The 12051-nt window shown below is 37.0% G+C and carries 10 protein-coding genes; 7 read left to right on the top strand and 3 right to left on the bottom strand.

The window, feature by feature from the left end:
- Positions 1-25: 25 nt before the first annotated feature.
- The 3 genes from ACMVDV_RS18660 to ACMVDV_RS18650 are packed head-to-tail and all read left to right on the top strand — an operon-like array spanning position 26 to position 3743.
- On the top strand, positions 26-853 hold the full coding sequence (locus tag ACMVDV_RS18660; protein ID WP_404688556.1) for a phosphoadenosine phosphosulfate reductase family protein: 828 nt from the start codon (positions 26-28) through the stop codon (positions 851-853).
- A 2-nt stretch (positions 854-855) separates the two neighbouring features.
- Positions 856-1518 (top strand): hypothetical protein, encoded by a 663-nt coding sequence (locus tag ACMVDV_RS18655; protein ID WP_404688557.1) that lies wholly within the window; start codon positions 856-858, stop codon positions 1516-1518.
- A 5-nt stretch (positions 1519-1523) separates the two neighbouring features.
- Complete coding sequence (locus ACMVDV_RS18650) at positions 1524-3743, top strand: hypothetical protein (protein WP_416159186.1); 2220 nt, start codon at positions 1524-1526, stop codon at positions 3741-3743.
- On the opposite strand, the gene ACMVDV_RS18645 is transcribed toward ACMVDV_RS18650, so the two are convergent.
- The 3 genes from ACMVDV_RS18645 to ACMVDV_RS18635 all read right to left on the bottom strand — a co-directional run bounded on the left by ACMVDV_RS18645 (position 3718) and on the right by ACMVDV_RS18635 (position 6936).
- A complete protein-coding gene (locus ACMVDV_RS18645) occupies positions 3718-5601 on the bottom strand; it encodes a DNA phosphorothioation-associated putative methyltransferase (protein ID WP_416159185.1) in 1884 nt (627 codons plus the stop codon). The two genes, ACMVDV_RS18650 and ACMVDV_RS18645, sit on opposite strands and share 26 nt — an antisense overlap.
- Positions 5602-5695: 94 nt before the next feature.
- The gene (locus ACMVDV_RS18640; protein ID WP_416159184.1) at positions 5696-6769 is read right to left on the bottom strand and encodes an AAA family ATPase; all 1074 of its coding nucleotides are present in this window, start codon (positions 6767-6769) and stop codon (positions 5696-5698) included.
- Between the two features lie 2 nt (positions 6770-6771).
- Positions 6772-6936: a hypothetical protein gene (locus ACMVDV_RS18635; RefSeq protein WP_416159183.1), complete on the bottom strand. Its 165-nt coding sequence runs from the start codon at positions 6934-6936 to the stop codon at positions 6772-6774.
- Between the two features lie 895 nt (positions 6937-7831).
- Here ACMVDV_RS18635 and ACMVDV_RS18630 point away from each other — a divergent pair.
- The 4 genes from ACMVDV_RS18630 (at position 7832) to ACMVDV_RS18615 (ending at position 11997) form a co-directional block, all read left to right on the top strand.
- Positions 7832-9292, top strand: coding sequence for a family 43 glycosylhydrolase (locus ACMVDV_RS18630; protein ID WP_416159182.1), 1461 nt, complete (start codon positions 7832-7834; stop codon positions 9290-9292).
- Positions 9293-9647: 355 nt separating this feature from the next.
- Complete coding sequence (locus tag ACMVDV_RS18625; RefSeq protein WP_416159181.1) at positions 9648-10742, top strand: Fic family protein; 1095 nt, start codon at positions 9648-9650, stop codon at positions 10740-10742.
- Positions 10743-11405: 663 nt separating this feature from the next.
- Positions 11406-11726: a helix-turn-helix domain-containing protein gene (locus ACMVDV_RS18620; RefSeq protein ID WP_145242858.1), complete on the top strand. Its 321-nt coding sequence runs from the start codon at positions 11406-11408 to the stop codon at positions 11724-11726.
- A complete protein-coding gene (locus tag ACMVDV_RS18615; protein WP_259398490.1) occupies positions 11710-11997 on the top strand; it encodes a HipA N-terminal domain-containing protein in 288 nt (95 codons plus the stop codon). Before ACMVDV_RS18620 ends, ACMVDV_RS18615 begins: the two co-directional genes overlap by 17 nt.
- Positions 11998-12051: the final 54 nt, after the last annotated feature.

The following is a 12051-nucleotide window of genomic DNA, read 5'->3' as shown; positions in this document are numbered from 1 at the left end:
ACAATAGATTTTTAAGGCACAAACAATGGATAATCATTTTACATTAAAGCAAGCTTTAGCTGATACTGACTCAAGACATGTGCTTGGCTTATCGGGTGGTAAAGATAGTGCAGCTTTGGCTATTCATATTAAAGATAACTATCCAACGTTGCATGAGAAAATAGAATATTTTTTTTCAGATACAGGTGCTGAGCTTGATGAAGTGTATGAGTTTCTAAAAGTCATGGAGTCCTATTTGGGTAAAGAAATAATTCGAATTGGAAGTGATAGGCCTTTTGAACATTGGCTAAAAGTAAATAATGATTTTTTACCTTCACCACGGCAGCGTTGGTGTACAGTAAATATGAAAATCAAACCGTTTGAAAAATTTGTTGGTGAATCGCCTGTCATTAGTTATATAGGTATAAGAGCTGATGAAAATCGAGATGGATATGTTAGTACTAAAAAGAACATCAAGGCTGTTTTCCCTTTTAAAGAGGATGAATTAGAGCGTGATGATATCTACCAAATACTTAGAGATACTGTTGGGGTTCCTAAATATTATGAATGGCGTTCTCGATCTGGTTGCTATTTTTGCTTTTTTCAACGTCAAGATGAATGGCTGGGTTTAAAACGTAATCACCCTGAATTATTTGAAAAAGCCAAGAATATTGAAAAAGTTTCAGGGAACGGTTATACCTGGGTACAAGGTAAAAATTTAGATGAAGTGGTTGCCCACGCCGAAAGAAAAGAAAAAGAAAAAGGGATTATTTATAAGTCACATTCAACCGACAAGGAGCGTTGGCAAAAAATGCTTCAAAATATGGAAGAAGATGATGCAGATGATCAAGCTTGTGTTATTTGTAGTTTATAAAAATGACAGTTAATAAATATAAATGGAATCAAATTTCGAGAGTGCCAGCTTCTGAAGGGGTATATGCTTGGTATTTACCCCTTAAGTTGAGCAAAAAAGATATTGAAATTGTTACTCAAAGAGTGATTACCTTTAAGGAACAAGGGAAACCAATTTCTGCGAAAGATACAATTCGTGAATTTGTTAATAGTAAAATACTTAACTTTTATAACGAAGAGCCTTACAAAGCAACATTAGAAGGTGCCTTAAAACCTAAGTATATTGGTAAAGTCTTTCATGAGGCTACAGTTTCTGACAGCTTGGTTGATAGGTTGTTTAATGATCCTATTCGTATTGAGAGTGTCGGCAAAATATTGATAGAAACAGCCCCTAATTTTGCAAGTCCAATTTACATTGGAATGGCAAGTAATTTGCAAAATCGTTTAAAAAAACATAAAACTCTTATAGAAAAATATACAACTAAAAGTTTTTTAGCGATAGAAAATAATCAATTGCTTGATGAAGATAAACGAGATCATAATTTTGCTATGAGAGTTGTTAATCGAGGGATACCTGAAACAGAAATGTTTGTATATATCCAAGAGATAAGTAATGGGGGAGATATTTATAAAGATATAGAAAACCTTTTAAATAGAATCAACTACCCTGTATTAGGAAGGAACTAAATCAAATGAGTTTTGAATATACTCCTGAGAGTGCGTTGACGCTTTCAATGAATGGTACTAGTGGAACTTTTAAAGCTGGGCATGGAAATGAAACTATTGAAGTCAAATATTTATTGACACACGTTAGTTTAGATCCAAATTCTTCACAAGATAAATCATTACTAAGAGAGCTTGCACCATTTAGAGAAATATTTGATTTTAAAGATCTCGAGTTCGATGAACTAATGCAGAGGGATATCGATGATGCACGAGTATCACATGAATTGATCCCTTATATTTTAGATGAAAAAAATCAAGCGGCAGTAAAGTTTTTCCCCCCGATAGTAGTTTTGCTTCTGCCTACAGAAACCAATCAAGTTAAGCCTGCAGCTTATTATGAAAAAGTTGAAACTATAGAAGAACCATTTAAAACTATCAAAGGGGTAGAAAGGTGGTCTTGTATTCGATCTGGTTCTCCTGGTAACGAAGTGTTTCAGTTTGATCAGCCTATTTTATTTGGTGACAAACCGGATAGTCATAATTTTGTAACATTAAGAGTTAATCCAAATAAAAGTAAATTAGTAATTGTTGATGGACAACATCGCGCTATGGCTTTACTTGCTTTATATAGAAATACTCAAAAAGGATGGGATGGGGAAACTAAAGAAGCATTTAAACAATATTATGAAGAATGGACACCAGATTTTATAAATACATTTGACTTAAGTGGTATTAAATTACCAATTATTTTATGCACATTGCCCGATTTAGACAGTGATTATGTTGGTGATTTTAATTTAAAAAAAGCTGCGCGTTCAATATTTCTTACACTTAACCAAAATGCGAGGCCGGTTTCCAATGTTAGAAACCTATTGCTTGATGACAATGACATTATAAGTTCTTTTTTACGCGGAATTCTTGCACAAGTAAAAAATAGAGATTTAACTGAAGATAACTCATTTAGAATTTTTAATGTCGAGTTAGATCAAGTTGATAATAAGGTGAAATTACAAAGTACAACAGCCTTCACTGGAGTTCAGCACCTTTATTACATTATTGAACACTTGTTATTAAACAGTGATGATGTCAATGGTGTTTCACCACGCTCTGGCCGCTTTAAGAGCCGTAAATCGGATGGTTACATCAATGGGCTTAAAAGAAGGCTAAATACTTCAGATGTTCTAGGTACTGATGTTGATTCTACGATTAGTCGCTCATCTTTCAGTAATAAAGTAGAAAGTATTTTATCGAAACAATTTGAAACTATATATGGTAAATCGGTACTAACAATATTTGAAAAATTATTTCCTTTCTCAATACACTGCGATTCAGTCTTAACTTTAAAGTCAGAAATAGAAGAAACTGCAGACAAAACTATAAAATCCATATTTTTTGATGGTCAGGGAGTTGCTAAAGTCTTTGAAAAGCATCGTTCAAGTTTAAATGAGAAATATAAAGATAGAGCATCGCCAGAATTAAAAGAACTATTAGATCAAATTGATGGAAAAGCCAAAGCTATAGAAAAGTTACAGTTAAAGTTTAAGGAAAATCGCTTTAATCGTTTCATCTCGGCATTAACAGATAAAAGCAAATTAAATGATGAAAACGGAAATATTAATACTGATTTAAAAGAACTTGTTAACGGGATTTTTGATAATAGCTTGACTACAGTTGCGTTTCAGAGCGCATTAATTTGTGGCTTTTTTCATATTTTCGAACAAGTTTCCACTTCTTTTGACGGAAATGCGGACGTATCATTATGCGAAGAACTGGATAATTATCTTGATAATTTAAATGTGTTTTTTAAGCCTAAATCTTTTAGTCAATTTAAAAAGTTTGTGAGTGTATTTTCTGGGAAGCTAACAGGGGATAATGGCTCTAATATTCAATATATCGAAAGAAGCGCTGATTCATTTAGAAACGTAGTATGTAGAAGCGAAATGCAACCAGATTTATGGCCAAAATACCGTTATTTATTATTAGAGCTGTGGAAACCAAAATCTACGGAAATGCAAAAAGTTATAGACCGTGAATTAGATGAATGTCGAAATCAAGTATTCATAGAGTTATATGAAGATGGTTTAAAACAATTCTGTAAAGCTAAACTAATACATGAATCTGATTTGGGCAAAGAAGGTCGAGAACAAATTTTTGATGAATCTTTTGCTTCTTATAAAGGATTCTTAAAGAACCTAACAAATTCTGTAGCAGCCCTAGATATTAACTATTACAGAAAGTTAATATGAACTCCTGTTTATTATATAACTTACAAGTAAACTCGGGATTAATGTAATCAAAAAAATCAACATCTTGTGTTGCCATTTTAATTTTGACCCGTTCTTTTAGTTTTGGAGTCGGGTCATTATCAAAATCTTCATATCCAAGTAGTGTAACTTTGCCAGAGTTAACATGAATTTTAATCAGCTGTATGTCATCTAAATCGCCGTACAGTTGTAAGGCTGCTCCAACATATACTCTAAGCAATAATGGGAGTTCTTCTAGGTAGGTTTTATGGAATGTAAGAGAATGTAGCTCTTTGCTTTCATAGTTTAGTTTTGATGCAGGTAATATTTTATTGGCCTTCACACAGGCTTCACTAATTGTTACTACATCAGCTATCTTAAATAACAACTCTTTCGCTTGGTGTTGCGCTATTTTGTAAGTGTCGAAAAATGCTTTTATGTCGCGTTTTAAATCTTCAGGTTGCTGAGTATAAGGCTTTCGCTTTTCAAACATGGCAAGTGCGAAGTAAAGCAGTAAATCTTCTTTACGCATGGTTTCAGCAGTTTTGAGCTCGTCTTTATCAAACCACTTTAATACAAGTTGCAGCGCTTTTTTATTAGAGCCAATAACTTCTTTTATTTTGCCACTTTGTGCAAACTCATTATTAGCTGGACAGCGGCCAAGGGTTAAGCATGTGAGCCAAAACGATTCAAAAAGCTGCTGGTGCTGCGTAAATAAAATTCGTGCTTGTTCTTCATTTACGGGTTCTGGTGCTGTTAGATGTTGCCACTTATAAGTACGTTTATGGCGGTTTTGTAAAAAGTGTTGTTCGAGCTGCTTATCTTTAAATATGTAATAAATACCAGGGGCAATAGCAATCGCGTTTTCGTCAACGCTCATTTCTATAAACGCTTTAAGCTCAGCTTGCGTATAGTATTTTTGAAAAGTATTCCGGCTTGTAATCACACCGTCTTTATAAGGCTGAAACTGACTAACGAGTGATTCGTTACCTAACATTGCAGATACAACCAATAGCTTTTGTGAAAGCTCCCATGCGCCAAGTAGGGCTTCTATCCGCTCATCACGATCCTCTATTACATTAATTACAAAACCAATATTAACAATGTCAGAAATAATTTTATCTGCATCGGGGCGGTAATTTAGATCCCAACCTAAAGCATCAATACCATGGGCCTCAAGCTCTCTTAAATCATCACCTCGGCCACAACCGTAATCAAAAATTGAATAGTCGCCATTTAAAAAGCCATTTTTAGCTAATGTTTTTAGAGGTGCTGATAGTTCATGGCGAACAATTGCAGTTAAATGTCGATCAATTGTTTTGTCATCAGTAGGGCTTTGTACTGCAGAGCTGCGAAACAAACGCCCATCGGCGAGTTCATACCCTTTTTTAGCAATCAAACGCTCCCACGAGCCTTTAAAGCCGATCATACGTGTATTTTCGTATAACCCCGCTTGTTCCCCTTCAGCAGTTAAGTCACAAAATAATTGATAGTGTTTATTAGTAGGCGAAACCATGGTTTCTTTTCGGTGTAAAATAGGTGGGTTTTCACTGTTATCGTAATTAGTTATTTTATGACTAAGTTTAGCTAAATCTACTGTAACGCTTTGTTTAAGTGCAGGGTATGAATCTTCATAGAACGTGGGGTAACTTAAAAGCGAAAGTCTAAAGTCGTTTTTAAATAGCTTTATGAGATCGTAATCGGCTTTATCTACTTTGAGAACTTGAGCAACAACTTTAATAAATTTGACTAATTCAGCAGGTGCATCAGCAAATGCATCTTTATGGAAATAGATTGCATCAGGTAGCTTTTTTGCTATTTTTACTTTTTTTACAAGTTGCTTAAATTGCTCTGCGTTCATAGTTTTTGCTTCTTATTGTTAAGAACTCCGCCTCCGATAGCCCAGATTAAGGTATTGATTAGATTAAAGGAAACGGCTGTTTTAAAGTTGAAGTTTACAGCTCTAAGTCTTCAACGTTTAAAGTTTTTAAATCCAACTCAGAACAGTCATCTAGGTTTTGAGAGACTCTTAATGCATGGTTTTGAATTAATTTTTCAATAGTATTACGAATAAACCGAGCATTTGAAAAGTTTTGCTTTGTTTTTGCTTGTTTAATATATGTGTTTAGAGATGACTCAAGATTTTGTGATGGTTGATAATCTTTTTCTTCAGTTAATTTTTTAAAGACTTCAATTAATTCATCTGAGTTAAAATCATCAAAATGAATATATTCAGAAAATCGAGATCTTAGTCCTGGATCACTATCTAAAAAATTATCCATTTCAGCTTTATAACCTGCTATTATAACAACCATATCATCTCGATGATTCTCTAAGTTAGTCAGAAAAGCGGGCAAAATCGCTTTCCCAAAATCATCGTTTTTACCCTGAAAAATAGAATATGCTTCATCAATAAATAGAATGGACCCAACAGCTTTTTTAAAAATTTCGGCTGTTTTTTTCTCAGATTCACCTAGGTATTGCCCTATAAAATCAGAGCGTGTTACTTCTATTATTTCACCTTTAGTTAAAAAGCCAAACTCTTTAAATATATCAGCAACAATTTTAGCAACTGTTGTTTTTCCTGTGCCGGGATTACCAGTGAAAACCATATGCTTACTAATCTTAACTTCCTGTAAGCCTTTCTTTTCTCTAGCTTTTTGTACCTTTAAAAACGCATCTATTTTATTTATATGTTTTTTTACAGTGTGAAGGCCAATCATTGAATTCAATTTATCGATTGGTGCGTTTTGTGTATAGCTATCTTCAATACCCAGTTCATGTTTTGAATATTCTAATAGGTTTCGAATCAGAGCTGATTTATTCCTTGAAGTATCAATATCATACTTATCGCAAAGCCATTTTAAATCATTATGATGAAAAGCATTTAAAACATTCTCAGGGGTTGAGGAGTCTATAATCTGATTAACTAAATCTTCTTTTTTCCCTGTTTTTGTTTCTCCAAGTTTATCTAATGCGTATTGGATATCTGCTTTATAAAAAACGTTGATAAGATCTTTAAATGTCATAGTTAATTCCTTGTTATTTCAAAAAAATAAAAATATGCCCGCCCGCGCTTTTCAAACTTAAGCTCGCCACGTTCGCGGCGATGCATAAGCTCACAGCCCGTTATTTTTAGATGCGCCATCGCCTCTTTACTCGAAAGCCATTTCCCTTTTTGATCTTGATTTTCCATTTAAACCGCCCAAATTATGTATAAATTCAATATACATAACTCTTGGTGCATCGACAAATTTTGCTTAAAGGCTGCTGCTAAGGCAATTCCCCCGTGATCACACCCGAAATTGAATTAATGATGAGTAATTAACAGCATGGCGGAATTTTGTTCCCGACAAATTCCAAGTACCTAAATCCCTTTAGGCAATGCTGTTAAAAAGCGTAGCTTGGCCATGGGTGAAAAACGCAGTTTTGAACGAGAGGGCAAGGATACCCGAACTGGAGAGCGTACAGGGATGTGCAAGTTGGGCGAATACACGGCGTTTACGTTCATATTAATTGTGGCTTTGAGGAAATAGCAAAATGCTCGGGGCGCCGTGGGGTTCCAAGGGGCGTACGGCGCTATGCGCCCCTTGGTTGCCGCCAGCAATCTGGCAAATACCTCGAATGAGGAATTTACAAAACTTGCAATTAAAAACCAAAGCGCGAGGTAAACTCCCGCCTACGGCACGACCTACATTTTAAAAGCTACGCTTTTCGCGTCAGCAAGCTAACGCCTACGGTGGTAAAGTTGCTAGGTTTTAGGGAAGTGACTAGCTGCTAGGGTTTTCCGGTAGCCTTTTGTTTCTTATTTACTTCTCTTTGCGCCTGTAACAAATTTAAATGCTGTTGTTATGGCAATTCCTCCGTCACTTTCCAAAAACTCAACTGATAGTAATAGCCGTGCATGGATAAAATCTTGGTCGCGAACTCGGTTATATTCTGTCTTGTTAGTAATTTAATAGTTTTATAATATAAAATTAACATTTTGCTGTGTTTTGACTATAGTAAGGCTTGGCACGTACAGGCTTGTTCGTGCTTACAACATTAAACTACACACAATAAGGTTTAACCTATTTATAAGGACTCATTAAATGTTTATAAGATTTAAACCACTACTAGCATGCTTGCTCTTTATGTTAGTAAGTACTGTAACGAGTGCTGCTGTTAATCTACAGGGCACCACTGATATTCATGACCCTTCAACAATTATTCGCGAAGACGGTGTTTACTGGACTTTTGGTACAGGCACTGGAGCTAGCGGATTACCCATAAATGCACTTTATTCTACCGATATGGTTAACTGGCAGCGAGGTCCGTCACCTATCGCGCCTAATACATACCCAAGTTGGATCAACAGTAAAGTCCCTGGTTTTGATGGTAATTTTTGGGCTCCTGACATAATTGAGATGAAGGGTAAATACTATTTGTATTACTCTGCTTTTTCAGCAAGCCAAGGTATGCACTCAGCTATTGGTGTTATGGTCACCGATTCACTTAATAATCCTAATTGGCAAGATTTAGGTATGTTAGTGTCGACTAATGACGACCCTGTTTCGTCTGCTGGGTTTGCGGTAAATGCGATTGATGCAGGTGTGTATCGTGACACTGCGGGCAAAGTATGGATGATTTATGGCTCTCACTATGCGGGTATTTTTATCAGGCAGCTTAACCCTGATAACGGTAAGCTTATGAATAATACACGTTACCCAGCTGTAGGCAGTGGTGGCGATTGGAATGAGTTTGAAGCTGCACAAGTACAGTACATTAATGGTTATTATTATCTTTTTGCTAACCTAGCAGATTGCTGTAAAGGTAAAGAGAGTGATTACTATATTGTTATGGGCCGCTCGACTTCACCGACAGGACCTTTCCTTGATAAGAACAATGTTGATATGTGGAACTACGGCGGCAGTACCGTATTATCAACAGAAGGTATCTACATCGGCCCAGGCCATTTTGGTTACCTGCGCCACGGCGAACAAGATTTAGCGACAATCCATTATTATGATGGCAATTCTCCTACGGGTTGGCCTGCGCGTTTAGATGTACTGAAAATTCAATTTGGCAATGATGGCTGGCCATACTTTTCTCGCAACCTTAATTTAGGCAACGATACGCGTCTGCGCGATGGCCGTGTCAGTATAACGTCTGTACTCAGTGGTAAAGCGTTAGAGGTGAGTAACGCAGGGCTAAATGATGGCGATAACCTTGTGCAATGGGACTATTGGGGAGGGACTAATCAGCAATGGGATATTGTTCATGTAGGCGGCGGTTATTACAGTATTACCAATGTAGCTAGCGGCAAGTCAATTGATGTATACGACTGGAGCCAAGACAATGAGGGTAATATTGTACAGTGGGAGCTTTGGGGTGGCGAAGGTCAACGTTGGTTAATGCAATATACTGGCAATGGCCATTATGCATTAAGAAGCGCATGGAGCGGCTTGGCCCTTGATGTAGTTGATATGAGCAGCCAGGATGGCGCAAATATAGTGCAGTGGGAATATTGGGGTGGTGAAGGCCAGCGATGGAATATTAACTATCTAGACTAGTTTTTAGTAATAACAACGGCAATAAATATTGCCGTTGTTATTTTTAAACTAACCAGTTATTAATTTTGGTAACGCTATTGTTAGCTTTAGACATCGCTCATATGCAAATTGGTTTTAAAATAATCACAGCCCACAAGATATAGGTGCTAGGACTGTAAAAGATATTAGGTTTTAGCGGCTAGGTGCTCTAGGTTAAAGGGAAAGGGCCTAGGTTGTAGGGAATTGACTAGGTGCTAGGATGTTTACACAATCTCGCTAACTCACACAATGAGGCAATTAAGCTGGCTATTCGCCTCATTGTGTGAGGCGAATAGTTGTCATATACTGGTCTTAATTAATCTTGAGGTGAATAATAATGTGGATATGGCAGCAGCAAAACTGGCCTGATTTTAGTTGGGATCAACAAGCATTGGCGCCGATTTTGCGTGAACTCACGTATAACCAAGGACTGTTAATGGGGCAAATGGGCTTGCAAAACGTTAAATTAAAGCAGCAAGCGCTTGATACCTTACTCGCTAATATTATTCATTCAAGTGCAATTGAGGGGGAGAAGCTTAACGCATTTTCTGTACGCTCGTCACTTGCTAAAAAACTCCACATTGATGAGCAGCCTTATCCAACTACAGTGCAAAGTGATAACCTTGCTGAAATGATGTTAGATGCAATTAATAATACCCATACTCCACTTGATTTAACCCGCGTACTTAATTGGCATCGTTTATTGTTTGCCGGTGAACAGAGTTTATTTACGCAAATAGAAGGTGGCCAATTACGTGGTAACGAGCCAATGCAAGTGGTGTCGGGACGATTAGATAAACCGGTATTACATTTTACAGCGCCACCTAGAGAGCGGATTGAAAGTGAGCTATCGGTTTTTTTTAATTGGTTTAACAGCAGTCATAATGACATAACGCTAGATCCTTTTATTCGCGCAGCTATCGCACACTTATGGTTTGTAACTTTACATCCACTTGAGGATGGTAATGGGCGTATTACGCGACTTATTACTGACTTAGCACTGGCGCAAGAGCATGCCGAGGCAATCCGGTTTTATGCGATGTCGGTGGCTATTTTAAAGGACAGAAAAAGCTATTACGAAGTACTTGAAGCGACCCAACGCGGCGATCTTTGCATTACGCAGTGGATCTGCTGGTTTTTGGGCACGCTTAATAAAGCAATACAGCATACGCTAAAAAATATTGAGCAAACAGTTTTTAAAAGTAACTATTGGCTTAGTAAAGACCAAACAAAGCTAAATGAACAACAAGTAAAAGTGCTTAATAAATTACTTGATGGTCAATTTGAGCACGGTATAAGTGCTAGCCAATATCAAAAAGTGGCTAAGGTGAGCCGCGCTACCGCTACGCGCCATTTAGCTGATTTGCAGAGGTTGGGGTTTATTGCAAAAACTGCAGCTGGGGGGCGAAGTACACGTTATGCTGTAACGTAATCACACAGTGAGGCAATTAAGTGAATTTATTGCCTCATTTAGTGAGGCGAATAATAATTATAAGTGCTGTGTTAAAAATGCAAATTGAAAAGTTTGTGTTAGTAATGACTCTATGGCTGTGTTTATGGGGATACGTTGCCATTAACCCTTTGTTTTGGGTCAACGGTTATAAACCCAAGCGCGATATAAAATCGCATCTACCTATTCAAAAGCTGCGCTTTTCGCGTCAGCAAGCTTAACGCCTACGGTAGTAAAAGGTGCTAGGCTTCAGGGAAGTGACTAGTGGCTAGGGTTAATTCGTAGCCTGTTACCCATAGCCCGTAGCATTTTATCTTCTCTGTGTAGCGCCGCGCCTCGGTGAGCTCGGTGGTAAAATTGGTTTTAAAACAATCACAGATTAAGGTAAAGGCGCTAGGTTTTAGGAAAATGACTAGCCTCTAGGATTAATCCGTAGCCCGTTTTTTCAACTTGCCAGTTTTACGCTATAAACTAGTCAATTAAAATTTACTTATGGGTTTTAATTTAATTACAAGTCGCCATAAGTTAAATATATTTTACTTATGGTCTTGTTGATTAATTATTTAGTCTAAAAGTAAAGTACCGTTGACTTTTTCTTAAGGTATTCTAGAATTGGTTGTATAAGTAAACTATAGTTGACCATAAATGAGCGATTCCTCCGTCAAAAAAACACTCGGAAGAGTTGTTAAGCGTACTGAAATGCCTGAGCTTTCTAAGCCATTTTCACCCATGCAGCTGGCTAAAGCCATTACTGCAAAGCGAACTGGTATGAAGCTGACATTAGTGGATGTATCACAAGCGCTTGCTATTTCTAAGCCTACGCTAATAAAAATAGAAAAAGGTGATGTAACTGTGCAACTGCATAATGTACTAAAAGTTATGGAGTATTTAGGGTTGTCGTTCAGCCTTGTCAGTGATGATATAGCTCATAGCAATGATGAGGTGAGCGATGAACAGTGGTACTAACACCAATCGTTTAGATGTGTTTATCGGTCAATCGCAAAAGGTGGCTGAGATAACGCTGGCAATAGGCTCTGAAAATGAGATTTCATTTACTTATGAGGCTAAATGGATCAACGAGGGTTTTGCAGTTTCACCACATTTGCCACTCAATGGCGATTTTGACTCTCGTGCAGTACGTAATTATTTGCAAAATTTATTACCGGAAGGTAAAGGGCTTGAGGAGATCATCAGTAGCACGACCATTTCTAAGAATACATACTCAAACTACCTCTAGATACGAGTTTCAGTTGGAATTAAAAGCGATTTAGGCAAGGCATTGATTGCAAGT

Source organism: Pseudoalteromonas sp. ASV78 (genome assembly GCF_047806705.1).
Lineage (GTDB): Bacteria > Pseudomonadota > Gammaproteobacteria > Enterobacterales > Alteromonadaceae > Pseudoalteromonas > Pseudoalteromonas prydzensis_A.
This window is presented reverse-complemented; position numbering and strand designations above follow the sequence as displayed.